Raw genomic sequence first — 17,532 nt, 5'->3', positions numbered from 1 at the left:
CGGTGTTTTTTCACGCCTCCACGGCCGCGGAAGCGGTGAAAACAATCGTGCCCCAGAGTCTACCGCCGCAGCAGTTTCAGGGGTAGCTTCAGGGCATGTACTCGCTAACATTGAGGAAGTTGGCCGCGCGCACAGGCGCAGCGGCTTTGCTGAGTCTGGGGCTCATCGCGGGAGTGGCCGGCGTACCGGCCACGGCCCAATCGGCACCGCCTGTCAACTACACGGTGATGGGCGATTCCTACTCTGCAGGAACGGGCGGCGGCAACGAGGCCCTGCCGTGCCTGCAAAGCCCCAACGGCTACGGCAATGACTATGCGGCCGCAACCGGCAAAGTCATGCTCAACCTTGCCTGCTATGGCGCCACCACGAGTGACGTCCAGAGCTACCAGGTGCCGCTGTTGCCTGCCACCACCAAACTGGTCACCCTGACTGTGGGTGGCAATGACATTGGCACCGGCGCAGTTTCCGCGGCCTGCCTGGCTGCTCCGCAGAGCCCCAGCTGCACGGCGGCCTTGAGCGCTTCGCTCCAAAAGCTGACGCAGCTGCCCGCCAAGATCAAGTCGCTGGTTAGGGCCATCAAGGCCAAGGTCCCGACGGCGAAGATCGCTTTCGTGGGCTACCCCCGGCTGTTTGAGCCGGGCAACATGGCCGCGCTTGGGTATCCCGCCGACCTGGTTAAGGCAGCCAAGTTGATGAACGGCGCCGCCGATCTGCTCAACACCACCCTCGCCATCTCGGCACTGAGCAACGGTGCCCGTTTTGTGCCTGTGGCGTGGGCCTTTGCCGGGCATGGCATTCCCTCGGCATCACCATGGATTGTGGGACCAGGGGAAGCAAACCCGTTTGTGTTCCACCCAACCGCCGGCGGCTACCTGTACGGGTACACGGCGGCCCTGAAGGTGTTCCTGTAGGGCGCTACGCTTAGCCTATGGCTTTGAACCTTCACCACTACGAGGTAAATGTTTTTTGGACGGGCAACCGGGGCGCCGGAACCTCCGCTTACAGGGCCTACGGCCGTGACCACAGTGTCACGGCCGTTGGCCTGCCCACCCTGTTGGGTTCCGCGGACAGGACCTTCCATGGCGACCGGGAGCGCTGGAACCCGGAGCAGCTACTGGTCACAGCCCTCTCGCAATGCCACATGCTCTCCTACCTTCACGTGGCCGTCATGCACGGGGTGGTCGTCACCAAATATGAGGACACGGCCACAGGCACGCTGAAGCTGAACCCGGACGGTAGCGGCCAGTTTGAATCCGTCACCCTGCATCCGCGGATCGCCGTGGCCGATCCCGCCACCGAGGCCCTGGCACTGACACTGCATGCCGAGGCAGCGGCCAAATGTTTCATCGCCCGCAGCGTGAACTTCCCCGTGCACCACGTGCCAGGAGTGCTTGCGCCCACACAGGACTGATTCCGCAGCAGGTCCGCGTTAGGGTGGAAGGGTTCCCTGTCCCCCCACAGATGCAAGGTAAACACAGCGTGCAAGGTTTGGAAAGCATTAACAACCCCGGCGACTCCCTCCTGGACAACCTCCTTGAGGCTGGCATTGCGATAGTCGTGGGGCTGGTCGTTTGGCTGGTTCTGCACTATCTCATCCGCCTCCTGCTCAAACCTGCCAAGTCCGAGCGTGGCCGGCTGGGCCAGACCTCCATGCGCTGGGCCGCACCCATGCTGCGCGGCATGGACCCCATGATTCGTGCCCTGGATCATGAACGCCGGGTGCAGCGGGCCCACACCATTGGCACCTTGCTAAATTCAATCCTGACAGCCGTTGTTGCCGTGGTGACAGGCTTCTATGTGCTGCTTTCCTTTGGGGTGAACATTGCGCCCCTGCTGGCCAGCGTGGGCGTCATGGGCATCGCCATTGGTTTTGGTGCCCAGCAACTGATCCGTGATTTCCTGGCCGGTGTCTTCATCACCATTGAGGACCAGTACGGGATCGGCGATGTCATCCAAACCAGTGAGGTCATTGGCACGGTGGAATACTTGGGCCTGCGCATCACCCGCGTCATGGCCGAGGACGGCACCTTGTGGTACCTGCGTAACGGTGAAATTCTGCGCCTGGGCAACCGGTCCAAGGGCAGCTATCAGGAACCGGCACCGGAACCGACCGTCTCCCCCAGCACCCCGGGCACCGGTCCCGCCCCGGCACCCGGGCCAGTCCCGGCGTCGTCCACGCCCCTGACCAACGAACCATCAGAATCCTCAGACTAGAAAGCCCATGAACGCCATGAGTTCCGAGCAAAAGCCCACCATGATCCCCCTCAGCGCCGCGGCCGGCAATGTCCCTGAGGCGCCCACCGACTACTCGGACACGTTCTACGGGCAGGTTGGCGGCCACGAGACGTTCGCCAAGATCATCCACGTGTTTTACCAGGGCGTGGCGGCGGACCCGCTGCTGCGCGCCCTGTACCCCGAGGAGGATCTGGGCCCGGCCGAACACCGCATGCTGATGTTCATCGAGCAGTACTGGGGAGGCCCGCGCACCTACCTGGAGGAACGCGGCCACCCGCGCCTGCGCATGCGCCACGTCCCGTTTGCTGTGACTCCGGAGGCGCGCGACCACTGGCTGGCCGCCATGCGCAAGGGCGTGGATGCCGCCGAGCTGTCCCCCCTGCACGAGGCCACGCTGTGGGACTATCTGGAGCGCGCAGCCCACTCGCTGGTCAACTCCGCCTAAGCCCCGCCCCGGCCCCGCCCCGGCCCGCGAACGTACAGTTGATGCCGATGTTGCCGCGCTACATCGGCATCAACTGTACGTTCGGCGGGCCGTCCTGGGTGCGACTTGTGCCCGGCAGCCCTAGCGCTTGCCGAACTCCAGCCTGACGGAGTCGTTATCCGGCAGCACCACCACCGTTCCCCGGCCAAGCGTCCAGCTATCTGGCAGCAGGAAGAAGCGGCCGCCGCTGGCCACCAACAGGCGCAGGCCGGTGTATTTGTGGAGGGGGGCGTCGGCCGTACCCAGCACCTCCTGTTTTACCCCGGGGGCGCCAATAGACAGAGCAGCGTGGCTGTAGACGTCCGCGCGCGGCAGCGAGGTCACTTGCGCCTCGACGGCGGCCGCCTGCCCGCGCCCCACCACCTGGGCAAAATCCGAGGTCCCCCAGAACAACAGCGCCGTCACCAAGGTGAACGCAAAGGTGGCCTCCAGGGCCCTGTGTTGGAGAACGGCGCGGCCCGTAGCCTGGGGCCGCTGCCCCGCCAGGGCAAGGCGGCGCAGGCGCACACCCCACCACGCCACAAGGACGGCTCCCGCCATGAGAAACGGCACCACCAGGAACACACCTGCCGGGCGCACTATGGCGAGCAGCCAGCACGCGCCGGCGATGACTAGACCGGACACCATCGCCACCCTGGCCATCCGGGCCACCCATGCACCCCGCTTTCCGGAAGTTAGCTGGCCGCGGAGCCAGCTATCCGCGGCCAGCCACAGCAGGCCAATAAGCAAGATGCAGACCAGCGGAAAGAACAAGGACCTGATGCTCCGCAGGGCGTAGTCCTGCACCGAATAGCCGAACAAGCTGACATCCAGACCCATGGCCCGGGCCTGCGCGTCGGAGCGGGCCCAGCCAAAGTAGACCAACAGTGCTGTGGCAACCGTGACGGGTGGGCCAATCGAGGAAACCACCGCCAGGAATTTGGCCAGCATCGACTGGACGTTGGCGTCCGCAAATCCCGCGTTTGAGTTTTCCGTCGGCTGCCCTGACGCACTGTCTCCGCTGCCCATCACCCGCCGCTTTCAAGGGTGGCCGGCAGATCGCGGGGAGGATCGGAAGTCGGGTTGTCCTCTGAGGGGGATGCTCCGGTGGCGTCCAGGTACGTGAAGGTGAGGGAGCCCGGGATGGGTCCCGCGCTTCCCTCGGCTGTCACCGTGACGGTGCTGGCCGCATCCACCGCCGGGATGGCCACGTTCCAGCGCCCCGGCTGCTCCGGGTCCGCTTCGGCTGCCACACGCTGCCCGCCGACCACAACCGCCACGACGTCTTGGAAGCGTCCGGCCAGCTGGAAACGGCCGCCGGCTAGGCCGCTGGAGGGAGTGGCTGTTGGGCCCTCACCATCCAACGCGTCTAGGCCCGTCAAGCCCAGCGGACAGGCAGTTCCGGTCCCGGCAACCGGGTCTGGGGCAGCGGCAGGGTCCTGGGCGTGCACGGCAAGCAAGGCCGCCACGAGCTGGTAGGCCGCCCGGTCAAGGCAGCGCTCGGGCTCCGGCTCCTGTAGCGGAGCCAATCCGGCCGCGGCGTCCGTCCACCCCGAGGATTGTCCTTGATATACGGCACGGCAAACGGCCGCGGCCGCGCCCCAGAGCGCAAGTCCGTCGTCGGTGCTGGCGTTCCCGGTGTCCACGGCTACGGCTAGGCCGTTGCAGTCCTTGTTTGCCAGCAGGAGGTACCACTGGCTTTGGGGAGGATCGGCCGGATCCACGGGGCCCGGCGGCAGCCAGGCGAGCGGGCCACTGTTGTTCTGGCCGGAGGTTTCCGAGGTTGCCCCGGCAGTCCATGCCGGCTTGGTCTCCAACCCGGGCGACGGCGTCGACGATTCCCCGGATGAAGGGCCCTGTTGGGGGCCTGCGCCACAACCGCCCAAGGCCATAACGACGGCGAGGAGCACGGCAGCTGAGATTCTTCCGGCCTTCGCCCGCGACAGCATGGCGACCCCCTCCAAACAATACCGGCCCCACTGAACAGCCAGCCGACTCCGTCCCCACAGTCGGCAGGCCAATGAGACAGCGTTGAAACCCATTATCCTCAGTCCGCATCACGTGGCAAGGACCGGTTTTACCCACCGGGGATCCCCGCCCCAAAACCACCTGCCGAACGTACAGTTGATGCCGATGTTGGAGCGCAACATCGGCATCAACTGTACGTTCGCGAGGCCGGGGAGGCTTCGAGCGGAAGGGCTACAGCACTGACTTGGGGCGGACCAGGATGTGGCCGCGGTTGGTGCTGATGCGCAACCATTTGTGAGAACGAAAAATAGTCCCGGTTTCGCCGGGTGCCACAAAGCCCAGTGCGTAGGCCGCGAACGCCGCACCACCGGGCACATCGCCGGGCACAGCATCCATGGGCCGGCCCCACACAGAGGCTCGAACGTTGTTCACCAACAGCGCGCCCGGATTGACCGGGATGATCTGGCCAATTTCCTGCACGCCGGCCTTGGCAACAGCAATCAGGGTGTCGGCGGAGACAGTAGCCACCTCCTCCCACGCACTGCGGGGCGCACTCACGGCAGCCCACGATTCGTTCACGGTCATGGGCGGCACTGGCAGCCGAACGTCGTCGTAGTCCATGCGGGCCAGCCGGTCGGCCACCGAGGCCAGCGAGACCGTCACATCAATGCTCGACGGCGACGCCAACCCCATGGTGCGCAGGCCAAGAATGGTGGGGGTGCCTTCGCCCAGAAGCTTGGCACGCATGACGCACACATAGGCGGCGAGGACGTGACCGGCCCCCTGAAGCCGGATGGCGCCGTCGTCCGCGGCACGGGCGCGGGTCACAAAGGTGCGCAAATCGGCGAGGGTTCCGGCGTCGGCCAGAACCAGTTCATCTGTGTGGGTGGCGGTGGACATCAGCGGGTCCCCTCAGCGGTGGCGACGGGGCGGTTGGGGCTGCGTTTGAACGGCACGGGGTCTCCGCGCCACGCCTCGAGGGCGCTGCGCTGGGGCTCGGTGAGCCGGACCGGACGGCCGGTGCTCCGGGAGACCAGCACCATGGAGGTGGCGGCCTGGGCGTAGATGACTGAGGTGTCAGCTTCAGTGACCGTGTAGCCGAAGTCAAAGCTGGAGCCGCCGATGTTGGTGATCCAAATGTTGACGAAGATCGGTGTGGGGCGGAAGCTGATCGGTGCCAGGTACTCGATTTCATTGCGGCCCACCAAGGTGAACAGGTCTTGGCCCACCAGGTCCTGGAAGGTGCCGCCGCCGGGCAATTCAGCGTAAGTCAGCTGTACGCGGGCATCCTCCAAATACTGCAGGAAGACAACATTGTTGACGTGGTCGTACGAGTCAATGTCGCCGAAACGTATTTGCTGGGAGATCTGGATGCCTGATGCCATGCTTTCATCATGTCAAAGCCGCAGGGGCGCCACCAATCGAAGTTGGCAAGGTCACAGCAAAGCCGCCCTGAGCGGGCTGATTCATGCCCGAAAGACCATTTGTCGCCACAGCCCGCAGACACATAGAGTCACGTTTATGAATGCGATGCCACCAACTGCTGACCCCATGGAAACCCTCCTGCGTATCTTGGAGCTTTCCGACGCCGGCGGGGCCCAGACGGATGAAGATATTTTTGTGGGCCTGGGCGATGCCAATGCACCGCGCCCGCGCCTTTTTGGCGGACAGGTTCTGGCGCAGTCGCTGGTTGCAGCCTCACGCACGGTGGGCAGCGAACACCTCATGCACTCCATGCACGGATATTTCCTGCGCCCGGGCGACGCCGCCTCCCCCATCACCTTCGGTGTTGAGCGCCTTCGCGACGGCCGGTCCTTCTCGGCCCGCCGGGCGCACGCATACCAGGGAGGTGCCCCCATTTTGTCAATGATCGCCTCATTCCAGCGCCCCGACCACGGCATTGAGCATCAGGACACCATGCCTGAGGGCATTCCCGCCCCTGAAACACTGCCGACGTCGGCCCAGCTGCTGGGTGCTATTGACCACCCCGTGGCCCAGGCGTGGGCGTATGAGCGCCCCTTCGACATCCGCCACGTTGGCGCCAATATCTACTTTGACGTCAAGGGCGAAAAGGTGGCGCACCAGGCCGTCTGGCTCAAGACCTTGGGCCCCATGCCCACAGACCAGAACCTGCACCGGGCTGCCCTTGCCTACGCCAGCGACTACACGTTGCTGGAACCGTCGCTGCGCCGGCACGGCATCAGCTGGGCCATGCCCGGCATCAGCGTGGCCAGCCTTGACCACGCCATGTGGTGGCACCGCCCGCTCCAGGTGGACGACTGGCTGCTCTATGTTGCCGAGTCCCCCAGCGCCTCCGAGGCCCGCGGGTTGAACCTTGGCCGTTTCTTCAACCGCGACGGCGTATTGGTCGCCACCGTGGCCCAAGAGGGCATGATGCGCGTCCCCGAGGGCACACTGACCGACTGACTTGCATTTCTAGGTCCGGCGTGGGGACGCGTTGACCCGCCAACCGCTGGAGCTGGACAGATACCAAGAATGGCCGGCCCCCTTGTGGGGACCGGCCATTCTTGTGTGGGCCCACGCACCCGCGGTCCCCGGAGTGCAGACGCGCCAGCGGCTGCGCTCCGGGAGGGCGTGGGTGGGCCCACAGCTGCGAGGGACCCTGACCTGAGGTACGAGGGTCAGGGAGCAGCTGGGGACTGATATGTGGGAACTAGTCGCGAGTTAGGCGGCGATGTGTGACGCGATGCGGACGGGCCGCATCGGCGCCCATGCGCTCAATCTTGTTTTCCTCGTAGGAATCGAAGTTGCCCTCGAACCAATGCCAGTTGGCCGGGTTCTCATCGGTGCCTTCGTAGGCGAGGATGTGGGTGGCCACTCGGTCCAGGAACCAGCGATCGTGCGATACCACCACGGCACAGCCGGGGAATTCCAGCAGCGCGTTTTCCAGGCTGCTGAGGGTTTCCACGTCAAGGTCGTTAGTGGGCTCATCCAGAAGCAACAGGTTTCCACCCTGCTTGAGGGTCAGCGCCAGGTTCAAGCGGTTGCGCTCACCACCGGAGAGCACACCTGCCTTCTTCTGCTGGTCCGGTCCCTTGAAACCAAACGCTGCAACGTAGGCGCGCGAAGGCATTTCAACGTTGCCCACCTGAATGAAGTCAAGACCGTCGGAAACAACTTCCCACAGCGTCTTGTCCGGGTCGATGCCGCCACGGCTCTGGTCGGCGTAGGAGATCTTCACCGAATCGCCCACCTTGAGGTTGCCGCCGTCGAGCTCTTCAAGGCCAACAATGGTCTTGAAGAGGGTTGACTTACCAACACCGTTCGGGCCGATGACACCTACGATGCCATTGCGCGGCAGCGTGAAGGAGAGCCCGTCGATCAGGACACGGTCCCCGTAGCCCTTCTTGAGGTTTTCGGCTTCCAGGACGATGCCGCCCAGGCGCGGGCCCGGCGGAATCTGGATTTCTTCGAAGTCGAGCTTGCGCGTGCGGTCGGCCTCGGCAGCCATTTCCTCGTAGCGTGCAAGACGTGCCTTGGACTTGGTCTGGCGGCCCTTGGCGTTGGAGCGGACCCACTCGAGTTCCTCGGTGAGGCGCTTTGCCTGCTTGGCGTCCTTCTTGCCCTGGACTTCCAAACGGGCGCGCTTCTTCTCCAGGTACGTGGAGTAGTTGCCCTCGTAGGGGTACAGCTTGCCGCGGTCAACCTCGGCGATCCATTCCGCGACGTGGTCGAGGAAGTACCTGTCGTGAGTCACCGCGAGGACGGCGCCAGCGTAGTTCTTCAGGTGAAGTTCGAGCCACTGCACGCTCTCGGCGTCCAGGTGGTTGGTGGGCTCATCTAGGAGCAGCAGATCAGGCTTCTGCAGCAGGAGCTTGCACAAGGCAACGCGGCGGCGCTCACCACCGGAGAGCACGGTGACGTCGGAGTCTCCCGGCGGGCACTGGAGTGCGTCCATGGCCTGCTCCAGCTGGGAGTCAATATCCCAAGCGTCGGCAGCGTCAATGGCTTCCTGCAGCTTGCCCATTTCCTCGAGAAGGGTGTCGAAGTCAGCGTCGGGGCTGGACATTTCGTCGGAGATCTCGTTGTAACGGGTGATCTTTGCGTAGATCTCACCAACGCCTTCCTGGACGTTGCCCAGGACGGTCTTTTCCTCGTTCAGCGGCGGCTCCTGGAGCAAAATGCCCACAGTGTAGCCAGGGCTCAGGCGAGCCTCGCCGTTGGAGGGGGTGTCCAAGCCAGCCATGATCTTCAAAATGGTGGACTTGCCCGCACCATTGGGCCCCACGACGCCAATCTTGGCACCCGGGAGGAAGGACATGCTTACGTTGTCAAGAATGAGTTTGTCGCCAACAGCCTTGCGGGTGTTGGACATCGTGTAAATAAATTCCGCCATACCCCTAAGGCTAGTGGGTGCGGGCGCTTAACTCACATTCGCTACGCCTTTAGTGAGGAAGGCGTCATCGGCGCCGCTGCCATCTGTGTGGGGATTAGTGAACATCGCCGACGAAGCAGCGCCCGGATGCCAACACGGGCAGGAGCGTCACAGCTACATTGCCGTCGCGCACCTGGCCAATGACGCATTCCTCGGCGACGCGTGTAGCGGACTCAATGGCATCAACAGCCAAGCCAGTGGGCGTGATGTCAACGGAGAGTTCAACTTTTTCCTTGACCGCGCCGGCTTCCAGCATGGCGGCCATCATCTGTTCTCTGTTGGGTGCCTTGGTGACTTTGGCCAACTTGGTGAGTGAGGTCTTCACTTTGCCGGAGAGCTCCTGCGCCGCGGTAGGTGGTTCGGCGGGCTTCTCCGCCGGCTTTGCGGCGTCTTGCTTGGCAGGAGCTGCGGAGCTTGCTGCCTGCGTGGCTCCGGTGCCCTGGTCACCTTGGCCGCCCGACGGCATCATGGAACATCCACCCAAAGCCATGGAGACGGCCAGCAGGACTGACACGCCAACAGTGCGCCCACTGGAATGGTGGACGGCTGGCAGGTGGCGGGATGTCATCTTTTCCAAAGTCACCACGCCATTCTGCCATGACCGGCTCCGCACTTGACCATTTCCCCTAGAACGGCACGCCTTCTTTGAGGAGCTCGCCCGTGGACGTATTGACCACCGCTCCGTCTTCCGTTGCTTCCTGCCCCTCCTGCAGTGCTGCAGCTTCTGTGTCCTCTGAGTCCTCTCCTCGGCGGTCGCCGTCTTGGACCGCATCATCCGCAGCGTCTGGGTCAGGATCATCGTCGTGGAAGTGGGACGACCCGCCAACACCAACGGATGTGAGCCCGCCCGCGGTGGTGGGATCGGCGTCGTTCCCGGAATAATCCCGGCCAGCAGGATGGGCACTGGCGACACGAGTGTAGTGAGCAGTGCCAAATTGAAGGTCTGACCCAATCGTTTCAGCCACGATCTCTACATTGGTGCCCGTCGTTCCATCCTTGCGCAGGAATGTGTAGATCTTGAGCTTGCCCACCACAATGATCCGGTCTCCCTTGTGGATACTTGCCGCCGCATTCTGGGCCAGTGCGCGGAAAACGCTGACACGGAACCAGTTGGTGGGCCCATCTGCCCACACATTGGTGATGGGATCGGGGCGGCGTTCGTTGGAACCCATGCGGAAATCGCCCACAACCAGGCCCGCGGGCGTGGTGCGCAGCTCGATTCCCGTGGTTGCGAATCCCCTGATGGTGATTGTGTTGGCCATGGCATTGCCTCTCTCTAGGCCGCAGCTGCGGCGGTGATCCCTTGGATCCAGCAAACGCCTTTGCTCCGGCCGGAACCAGTGGGAAAACGGGATTTGTGGACTGCTTGGGAGCTGGCTGGGCCTGTGGAGGAAGAGATAAGTCAATAAACCTGATAATTTAGATCCGGCCAGTATTTATGGCCGCGCCTCGGTAGCTCAGCGGATAGAGCAGGAGCCTTCTAATCTTTAGTCCGCGGGTTCGCCGTCGTGCCGGGGCCCGGCTGCGGCGAAGGATCGGCCAACCCAAGCATCCACGCGGCGGGGATCCCCGTCAGCATCTCAATCCGTTGAGCAATAGAAACGACCTGGCGAGGAGTATTCCGCCCGGCCTCCCAGTGCGAATACGCCCCGGGCTTCGCCCCTAGGCGGTCAGCAAATTCTTCCTGAGTCAGGTGGGACGTCAGGCGCGCCTTGCGCAGGCGGTCAGCAAACGTCCACTCGGGGACTAGTCCATGCATGTGAGCTGGTTGCGTCGTCATGTTCCAGAGTATGGCATATGTACGCAAAGCTACGCAACACTGAATTAGTTGTAATTCACATCCTCTTAGTCAGTTGACAGACACAAACTATGTATGCCTACTATTACCCCATGCAAAGTATGTATACCCACAAGAAGGATGACAGCATCCTTACTGTCGCCCAGGCAGCCAGTGAACTCGGCGTACACGCCGACACATTGCGCCGCTGGGCGAACGCCAACAAGGTGCCATACTTCCGTACCCCCACCGGTCACCGCAGGTTCCGCCACACAGACATAGAGGCCATCAAAGTAGATGCCGCGCTCGCCGACAGCGACGCCATGCAAGGCAAGGCCACAGCATGAGCGCCGAGTGCGTCAATGTCGCAAGTGGTCCGTCAGTCCTCGGCAGGAGCTTTCTTGAGCAGATCGTCGTCCATATCAATACCGCCCGAGAGCAGCATGCCCACCGCTTCGACCTGGCCCGTGAAGTAGTTAGCCAGCGGGTCGTCGACATTGAGCAGCGGCACGTGCAGACTGTCGTAGTGGAACCCAAGATCACTCGACGGGCCGATGTTCACCACAAATGCGGTTTCCTCAGAGTCATCCTCCCCTCGAGTTCCCGCGCCCTGAAAGAAGAGATTCTTTCCCTGCTGCAGCTGCTTAAGAATGACTCGTTGGTAGCGGCGGATAGTCAAGTCATCGCTTGCAACTTGGAACTCGCCGACTCTCATGATGGCCATCAGAATTCTCCTTCGTTTGGTGCCGTCCGGACCGGGCCTGGTCCTGACGCGCCTAGGCCAACTGTAGGAGATACCACTGACACTTTTGCGGAATCCTTCCCGCATCGTGTCGGTGGATTGCAGGGCGGGGCGGCAGTTCCCCCAATCGCTGCCGCCCCGTCTCATGCCCCTTCATCTGGGGGTGATGCGGTTTCTTCCCCCAAGCGAGCCGCGTCATCCCCGCCCCTTTAGGGCACAAAAAAGAGCGGTCCAGTTCCCTTCCGCCAAGAAAATCACTGGACCGCTCCCGAACAACTTCCCCAGGTCCCGCAAGTGCGGGGCTGGTTCCGTCACGATCAAAGGATAACAAGCCGTGGATACTCCTGTCTCAAAATCCGTTCCCGCTGGTGGTTTCACCCCGGTAAACATCTTCTTCCGGGGCTTGGACTTCAAGTTCAAGCAGGACCGCTCGGTGACTCCCCCGACACCCGCCCGTGTGGAAATTGTCCGGGCCCGCCAGGAGCAGGTCTCAGAGCTGCGTCACCTGGTCGCTAAGTTCCAGCGCACCATCCAGGCCGTGATCGACGCTGATCAGTATGGTGTGGCTGAGGCCCCCGCGGATCTCTTGGTGTCAATGGGTGAAGACATCGCGGCGAAGGCTCAGCAGTTGTCCCTCGACATCCACGCTGCGAAGGCACGCTTCCACAAAGTCCCCTCCGTCACTGAGGTAACCCCAGAACTGCCGGCGGCGGATGTTCCCCCAGCATCAGCGGCCGGTGCATCATCCGCCGACGCCATGGCCAACGCCGTGGCACTGCCGGCGTCCATGGTGATCACCCCTAAGCCGTCCGCCACCAATTACCCGGCGACGATGTCGCAAGCCCTGGGCATGCGGAGTGCTGCCCTCGGCTCATCGGTAAGGCCTGCTGGTAGGGGTGGTTGGTAATGGCCGGCTACCGAAAGATTCAGAACGCAGTGATCCATCCCAAGGGTGGGGGTGCGCCCTGGCGCCCGATTCTCAAGGTGACCTACAAGAACAACCACGAGCTGAAGGATCAGCTAGTGAAGATTTGCCGCACTCACTTCCCCTCGCCCATGCGCCTCGAGATCGATGTGCATTCACGCACGGTCTCCGTGGATGGTACTGACGCGGTCCGGTATGAGCTCGTCGATTGCCCAGCAACCGCTGCGGGGGCACGACGATGAGCGCCCCGGTCATGCAGCCATCCCCGCGAGTCGCAGCCCGGCGTCGTCGTCTGGTCTTGTGGCTACCGCTGCTGGTGGCTGGTGCCCTGGTCACTGTGGCAGCTGGCCCGATGATCACTGTTTTCAATTCCCTGGACGTGGCCAGCCTTGTGCTGTTGCTGGCTGGCCTCGCAGGTTTCGCATTTGAGATGGAGAAGTAATGAGTGAATTGATTGAAGTTTCGTTGGCGAAGCTGGAAGCGCATCCGAATAACATCCGTAAGGAGATTGTTCATGACGCGGCTTTCGACAATCTGGTTGCGGGTATCAAGTCGGTGGGCATCATTCATGCCCCTGTCGTGGTGGCGCATCCGACGGCGAAGACGAAGTTCCGGCTCGTTACCGGTCACCGTCGGGTGGACGCGGCGCAGGTGGCAGGTCTGAAGAAGATCATGGTGGATCTCCGCGCGGGCCTGTCGGAGCAGGAGCAGGGGCTCATCCAGTATCAGGAGAACCAGCACCGTGTGGGCAACAGCTTGATGGAGCGGGCCCAGTATGTTGCGAATGAGTTGGATCTGGGTGGCCGCACCATTGCCGAGCTGGCCAAGGGCATGGGTGTTTCTCAGGACCAGGTGAGGACGTCGAAGAAGTTGGCGGCCGCGCCGGCTAAAGCTCATGCGCGGATCAATAGCGGCCAGATGAACATCGATGATGGTCTGATCCTGGCTGAGTTCAATGGTGACCCTGAAGCGCAGGCGGCGTTGCTGGACGCGTGGGGTACTTACAACTGGAACGTGACGGTTACACGGTGGCGTGGATTGCGGAAGGCGCAGAAGCAGGCTCCGAAGACACAGCGTGAGTTGTCGGCTGTGGGCGCCATGGTAGTGGAGAGCACTTCCGAGATCGGTCCTCACCGCCACACCGACAGTGGCCTGTCTCCGGAGGCCCATGTGGCTGCTGGCCACGTAGCTGTGATCGATCATGACCGCACCGGTACCGCGACTTGGTATGCCCCGCTAACGGCGGAGGAAGATAAGGCGCTGCGTGAACCTCAAATGACTGAGGCGGAACTCGAGGAAGCAGCTGCCCGCCGCAAGGCTCAGGAAGACTTGGATGCGGAACTTGCCCTTGCCGCGGAGACCCGGCATGAGATGTACAAAGGCTGGGTCCGGGCGCCAAAGCCGGGGCTGGCGCTGCGCATCATGGCTGAAGCAGCTGCAGATGAAGTTTGCAGGGCCAAGCAACAGAACCTCCTTGGGTTGCCAGAAGGTGCTTCCAAGGAAGACGTCAAAGCGGCCTTGACGAAGCTCGGCGTGGAAGCGTGCGTCGTCGTCATTGATATTCGTGAGAACAGCTACTCCGAGTCCTGGTTGAAGCGTGACATTGACGCGTGGGGCCCGAACTCCAATGGTGGCGACTACTGCGATGATTGGCGCGACCGCCTACAGGACGTCTACGGCTACGAGTGGAACGACCTCGAGCGCGGGTTCATGCGCAAACGTGCGGAGCAGACCCGCCGCATCTGTCCTTCCTGCGACGGTATACAAGCCGAGGCTCTGGATACTGATCAGTCCTGTGAAAGTTGCACACCCGCGAGTGAATCACCAGAAGCCGAGGCAGCCAATGACTGACACAGCTGTGCTTTCTCCTGGTGCCCGGCACAAGCTGCTCCTCGCTCAGCAGCCTGAGCCTACCCAGCACGCATATTCTGCATTCTCGATCCGGTCCCGCACGGTCATTGCCCGGGATCTGAGTTACCCCAGGGCCGGTGTCCGCCAGCTGCCGGAGGGACCGTGGTTATTGCAGCTCTGGTACGCGCCCGACACTGTCCGCATCGACAAAAACCCTTTGACGTTCTCTACCAGGGTGGCGGCTTTCATCTCTGGCCAGCACGAGGTCCACGCGGCCCGGGACCGGGACCACCCGTCAGGGCAGATCCACCTCCGTGGCGTAGCAAGAGCGGTCAACGCATGAGCACCGACAACCCCGACATCTCCATGCTGAAGCGTGAACGTCCAACCGCACCCGTCAAGTGCCCGTCTTGCCTATCCCCCATCAACGTACTCACGGCCGAGTGCCGCTGCAGCGACTAGAAAGGAACCCATCGTGGCTTTAGAAGTTGACTGGCGTGAACCGCCGCTGAGCACCGAGGAACGCCTCAAGGATCTCTTGAAGCATCACCCGGGCCGGTGGGCCAGGGTCAAGATCGACATGGCATCCCCCACCTCACGCAGCGCCTGGCGCAAGGAAGGTTTCGAAGCAGAATCCCATCCGGCCGAGTCGAACCCGAAGAAGTACGACATCTACGCCCGCTGGCCCGCATCCTCGACGCCCGGCACACGCCCCGCCGTCGGACTCTCGACCCCCGGACCCGCCTCGGCGGCCGAGCCGACGACGGCCAGCAAGACCAAACCCGTCACTACGATCGACGGCGTCCCGGCCAAGGTCAAAGAGCAGGCACCGAAAGACGACAGTGACCTGAACATCCCGACGAGCGGTGACGTGACCGGCGGGTACATGGCATCCCGTGCCAGCCGTGCCGTTGCTGCCGATGGAGCCAAAGAGATCCGCCTCGCTGGCCACAACCCGAGTCCGGTGCGCCCATGATCCTTGACGTGAACACCAAAGACCTGCGCCAGGCGCTGCAAGCCGTCCTCCCACATGTGGCTCAGGACGATTCCTACGGGAACCTCTGCAACATCCGCGTGGCCGTCACAGACGAGAACCTGTTTATCCAGGCGACCAGCACTGTGTCTGCCGCGATGGCCATCGCCAGCGTCTGGGAGCACGACCACCTGACCGGTGACCCTACCGTGGACGTGTTCGAGCTGTCCCCGACGACGGTCAAGGAACTGCTTTCGATCTTCAAGGCGTCGAAGAACCAGCCGGATGACTCCATAGGGGACGCCCTGCGGATCACCGTCACGGGCAAGGAGCTCCGCTTCCTGGACGTCTCCGGTCTGTTCCCTGGTAAGGAGTTCAGTATCCCCAATGGCGAGGTTTCACCGACCTACCCGAACCTGACCAGCCTGTTCTACAACGCGCTGGCCTCGGACATCGTCGTGCCGGCCCGCATCGTCACCAACGGCAAGCTCCTCCAGCTGTTCGCTCACGCTGCGGCAGCGTACGCCCAGCCACTGGCGATCGAGCCCACCGAGCTGAAGTCCAGGATGCTGATCTCCTGCGGCGAATCCTTCCTTGGACTCCTCATGCCCATCAAGGCCGAGGAAGGGTCCGAGATCGCCAACGACCTCCTCGGATGGAAAGCCGGATGGTTCAACCGACTCCCGGACATCACCGACCCCAGCGATTCCTTCATACGGCAAGCAGCCCGCGTCTACACCTACGCAACCAGCCAATCCACACCACTAGAATCCCGCACAGAGGAAGATGACCATGACGACGACTGAACCAGTCCACCACAACCACGTCACCCGCGACATCAAGGCCGCCGGCCAATGCCCGGCCTGCGACGAGCACCACATCAAGCCCGTGTCCATCGAACCGGAAGCACTCCCTGCCAGTGGCGAGTCCTTCACTCTCAACACGGAGATCAGGGACAACGAGACCGGCACCCTTGACAAGGTCGAGATCAAGGTCAGTGGATACTCAACCGCAGCCCACGCCGTCCGCGCCCTGTACAAGCTCGGCCAAGAAGGCTACCTAGCCCACCTGTACCAAATGCTGACTGGCACCGAAGATGAGGAAGAAGCCAACGATGACGACTGACCCCAGAATCGAAGCCGCAATAGCCGGCCTCGACCAGGCGGACCTCCATGCCACCAAAAACGGGACGCCGCTCAGCGAATACCTCGAAGCTCTAGCCACCGCCGCGCTCGCCGCTGCTGACACCGTGGATCCGCTGCGCCAGCCCGGGCATCGTGTGGAGATTGCACAGTTCAGCTGGACGCTGCAGCACCCGGCCGAGTGCCGTCCGAACCTGCTCGATTGTCCAATAACCCGCACCCTCCACCGGCTCGGTGTCAGCGGCATCGATGACGGGACGTACGTCGTCGAGCTGACAGCCGATGGATCACTGTTCTTCCCTGACGCGGTGACCCTATGAAGGCGCTGACTGTTCGTAACCCGTGGGCGTGGGCCATCATCTTTGGTGGCAAGGACGTCGAGAACCGATCCGTCCGCACCCACCACATCGGGACTGTGGCCATCCACACCGCCAAGGCCGTCGACACCGAAGCCATGTACTCGCACCTGATCCAGGCAGCCATCGACGAGCACAACACCGCCCCGGTCATCCCCGGGGAACTGATCCCCCGGGCCGACCTCGAGCAGCTCGGCAACATCATCGGCGTGGTGGACATCAACCCGGCCCACCACGCCGACCACTGTAGGCAGTCCGACGGCGCCCTCTGCTCACTCTGGGCACAAGAGGCCATGTGGCACTGGCCCCTGATCAACCCACGGTCCCTGCCAACACCGGTCCCGGCCAAGGGAGCACTCGGCCTGTGGGAATGGGACAACCCGGGCCAGTCTGGGCCCGTCATCCACGCCCAGGAGTTCTCCGCTGTCCCCTTCTCATTCTTCTGCCGCTGCGGCTACCAGTCCTTCGGCACTGAAGACGACCCAGCCCTCTACGAAGACCACATCAGGAGCATGTTCGCATGAGTGCGTTGCAGTTGAGGCTCCGTGTCCAAGCCCACGCAGCATCGCTATCCCGCGCCGTTGTCAGCCAGACACCATCGCAAATACGCAACCGTCTCGCGTATGTGGTGGCAAACACCGAGGCACTGCTGGACACCATCGAACAAGAGGAACAATGAACCCGGATTGCCGAGATGGCAAACA

24 protein-coding genes are annotated in these 17,532 nt (G+C 62.8%); 15 read left to right on the top strand and 9 right to left on the bottom strand.

Going from position 1 to position 17,532, the window contains the following annotated elements; genetic code table 11:
• Window positions 1-95: 95 nt before the first annotated feature.
• From ACX80Q_RS11670 to ACX80Q_RS11655, 4 genes are all read left to right on the top strand, one after another.
• Entirely contained in the window at window positions 96-911 is an 816-nt protein-coding gene (locus ACX80Q_RS11670) for an SGNH/GDSL hydrolase family protein (RefSeq protein ID WP_459330700.1), read from the top strand.
• A 17-nt stretch (window positions 912-928) separates the two neighbouring features.
• Window positions 929-1,411, top strand: a complete 483-nt coding sequence (locus ACX80Q_RS11665) for an OsmC family protein (protein ID WP_459330699.1) — start codon at window positions 929-931, stop codon at window positions 1,409-1,411.
• Window positions 1,412-1,479: 68 nt separating this feature from the next.
• The gene (locus ACX80Q_RS11660; protein WP_459330698.1) at window positions 1,480-2,214 is read left to right on the top strand and encodes a mechanosensitive ion channel family protein; all 735 of its coding nucleotides are present in this window, start codon (window positions 1,480-1,482) and stop codon (window positions 2,212-2,214) included.
• Window positions 2,215-2,254: 40 nt separating this feature from the next.
• Entirely contained in the window at window positions 2,255-2,680 is a 426-nt protein-coding gene (locus ACX80Q_RS11655) for a globin (protein ID WP_459330717.1), read from the top strand.
• A gap of 120 nt (window positions 2,681-2,800) precedes the next feature.
• Here ACX80Q_RS11655 and ACX80Q_RS11650 read toward each other — a convergent pair whose 3' ends face one another.
• The 4 genes from ACX80Q_RS11650 to ACX80Q_RS11635 all read right to left on the bottom strand — a co-directional run bounded on the left by ACX80Q_RS11650 (window position 2,801) and on the right by ACX80Q_RS11635 (window position 6,051).
• Entirely contained in the window at window positions 2,801-3,649 is an 849-nt protein-coding gene (locus ACX80Q_RS11650) for a hypothetical protein (RefSeq protein ID WP_459330697.1), read from the bottom strand.
• 77 nt (window positions 3,650-3,726) lie between these two features.
• Window positions 3,727-4,647 carry a hypothetical protein gene (locus tag ACX80Q_RS11645; protein ID WP_459330696.1) on the bottom strand — a complete coding sequence of 307 codons (921 nt, stop codon included), beginning with the start codon at window positions 4,645-4,647 and terminating at the stop codon, window positions 3,727-3,729.
• A gap of 250 nt (window positions 4,648-4,897) precedes the next feature.
• On the bottom strand, window positions 4,898-5,566 hold the full coding sequence (locus ACX80Q_RS11640) for a hypothetical protein (protein WP_459330695.1): 669 nt from the start codon (window positions 5,564-5,566) through the stop codon (window positions 4,898-4,900).
• A complete protein-coding gene (locus ACX80Q_RS11635) occupies window positions 5,566-6,051 on the bottom strand; it encodes an acyl-CoA thioesterase (protein WP_459330694.1) in 486 nt (161 codons plus the stop codon). The genes ACX80Q_RS11640 and ACX80Q_RS11635 overlap by 1 nt, the downstream gene beginning before the upstream one ends.
• 136 nt (window positions 6,052-6,187) lie before the next feature.
• Between ACX80Q_RS11635 and ACX80Q_RS11630 the strand changes: the two genes are divergently transcribed.
• Window positions 6,188-7,093, top strand: a complete 906-nt coding sequence (locus ACX80Q_RS11630) for an acyl-CoA thioesterase (RefSeq protein WP_459330693.1) — start codon at window positions 6,188-6,190, stop codon at window positions 7,091-7,093.
• A 247-nt stretch (window positions 7,094-7,340) separates the two neighbouring features.
• Here the strand turns inward: ACX80Q_RS11630 and ettA are convergent, their stop codons facing one another.
• The 4 genes from ettA to ACX80Q_RS11610 form a co-directional block, all read right to left on the bottom strand.
• Window positions 7,341-9,023, bottom strand: a complete 1,683-nt coding sequence (ettA, locus tag ACX80Q_RS11625) for an energy-dependent translational throttle protein EttA (protein ID WP_459330692.1) — start codon at window positions 9,021-9,023, stop codon at window positions 7,341-7,343.
• Window positions 9,024-9,117: 94 nt separating this feature from the next.
• Window positions 9,118-9,645: a DUF6993 domain-containing protein gene (locus tag ACX80Q_RS11620; protein WP_459330691.1), complete on the bottom strand. Its 528-nt coding sequence runs from the start codon at window positions 9,643-9,645 to the stop codon at window positions 9,118-9,120.
• 43 nt (window positions 9,646-9,688) lie between these two features.
• Window positions 9,689-10,324, bottom strand: a complete 636-nt coding sequence (locus ACX80Q_RS11615) for a single-stranded DNA-binding protein (protein WP_459330690.1) — start codon at window positions 10,322-10,324, stop codon at window positions 9,689-9,691.
• Window positions 10,325-10,542: 218 nt separating this feature from the next.
• Complete coding sequence (locus ACX80Q_RS11610) at window positions 10,543-10,821, bottom strand: helix-turn-helix domain-containing protein (protein ID WP_459330689.1); 279 nt, start codon at window positions 10,819-10,821, stop codon at window positions 10,543-10,545.
• Window positions 10,822-10,952: 131 nt separating this feature from the next.
• On the opposite strand from ACX80Q_RS11610, the gene ACX80Q_RS11605 reads away from it, so the two are divergent.
• On the top strand, window positions 10,953-11,186 hold the full coding sequence (locus ACX80Q_RS11605) for a helix-turn-helix domain-containing protein (RefSeq protein ID WP_459330688.1): 234 nt from the start codon (window positions 10,953-10,955) through the stop codon (window positions 11,184-11,186).
• Window positions 11,187-11,218: 32 nt separating this feature from the next.
• Here ACX80Q_RS11605 and ACX80Q_RS11600 read toward each other — a convergent pair whose 3' ends face one another.
• Window positions 11,219-11,563 carry a hypothetical protein gene (locus ACX80Q_RS11600; RefSeq protein WP_459330687.1) on the bottom strand — a complete coding sequence of 115 codons (345 nt, stop codon included), beginning with the start codon at window positions 11,561-11,563 and terminating at the stop codon, window positions 11,219-11,221.
• A 352-nt stretch (window positions 11,564-11,915) separates the two neighbouring features.
• Between ACX80Q_RS11600 and ACX80Q_RS11595 the strand changes: the two genes are divergently transcribed.
• The 9 genes from ACX80Q_RS11595 (at window position 11,916) to ACX80Q_RS11555 (ending at window position 17,507) form a co-directional block, all read left to right on the top strand.
• Window positions 11,916-12,488 carry a hypothetical protein gene (locus tag ACX80Q_RS11595; RefSeq protein ID WP_459330686.1) on the top strand — a complete coding sequence of 191 codons (573 nt, stop codon included), beginning with the start codon at window positions 11,916-11,918 and terminating at the stop codon, window positions 12,486-12,488.
• A 256-nt stretch (window positions 12,489-12,744) separates the two neighbouring features.
• On the top strand, window positions 12,745-12,948 hold the full coding sequence (locus ACX80Q_RS11590; protein ID WP_459330685.1) for a hypothetical protein: 204 nt from the start codon (window positions 12,745-12,747) through the stop codon (window positions 12,946-12,948).
• The gene (locus ACX80Q_RS11585) at window positions 12,948-14,357 is read left to right on the top strand and encodes a ParB/RepB/Spo0J family partition protein (RefSeq protein ID WP_459330684.1); all 1,410 of its coding nucleotides are present in this window, start codon (window positions 12,948-12,950) and stop codon (window positions 14,355-14,357) included. The genes ACX80Q_RS11590 and ACX80Q_RS11585 overlap by 1 nt, the downstream gene beginning before the upstream one ends.
• Before the next feature lie 475 nt (window positions 14,358-14,832).
• A complete protein-coding gene (locus ACX80Q_RS11580; protein ID WP_459330683.1) occupies window positions 14,833-15,333 on the top strand; it encodes a hypothetical protein in 501 nt (166 codons plus the stop codon).
• 8 nt (window positions 15,334-15,341) lie between these two features.
• A complete protein-coding gene (locus ACX80Q_RS11575; RefSeq protein WP_459330682.1) occupies window positions 15,342-16,136 on the top strand; it encodes a hypothetical protein in 795 nt (264 codons plus the stop codon).
• Window positions 16,123-16,455, top strand: coding sequence for a hypothetical protein (locus ACX80Q_RS11570; RefSeq protein WP_459330681.1), 333 nt, complete (start codon window positions 16,123-16,125; stop codon window positions 16,453-16,455). Before ACX80Q_RS11575 ends, ACX80Q_RS11570 begins: the two co-directional genes overlap by 14 nt.
• Window positions 16,445-16,792, top strand: coding sequence for a hypothetical protein (locus ACX80Q_RS11565; RefSeq protein WP_459330680.1), 348 nt, complete (start codon window positions 16,445-16,447; stop codon window positions 16,790-16,792). The genes ACX80Q_RS11570 and ACX80Q_RS11565 overlap by 11 nt, the downstream gene beginning before the upstream one ends.
• A complete protein-coding gene (locus ACX80Q_RS11560; protein ID WP_459330679.1) occupies window positions 16,789-17,352 on the top strand; it encodes an ASCH domain-containing protein in 564 nt (187 codons plus the stop codon). The genes ACX80Q_RS11565 and ACX80Q_RS11560 overlap by 4 nt, the downstream gene beginning before the upstream one ends.
• A complete protein-coding gene (locus ACX80Q_RS11555) occupies window positions 17,349-17,507 on the top strand; it encodes a hypothetical protein (RefSeq protein WP_459330678.1) in 159 nt (52 codons plus the stop codon). The genes ACX80Q_RS11560 and ACX80Q_RS11555 overlap by 4 nt, the downstream gene beginning before the upstream one ends.
• Window positions 17,508-17,532 lie beyond the last annotated feature (25 nt).

The sequence above is a fragment of the Arthrobacter sp. HLT1-20 genome (assembly GCF_054510895.1).
This window is presented reverse-complemented; position numbering and strand designations above follow the sequence as displayed.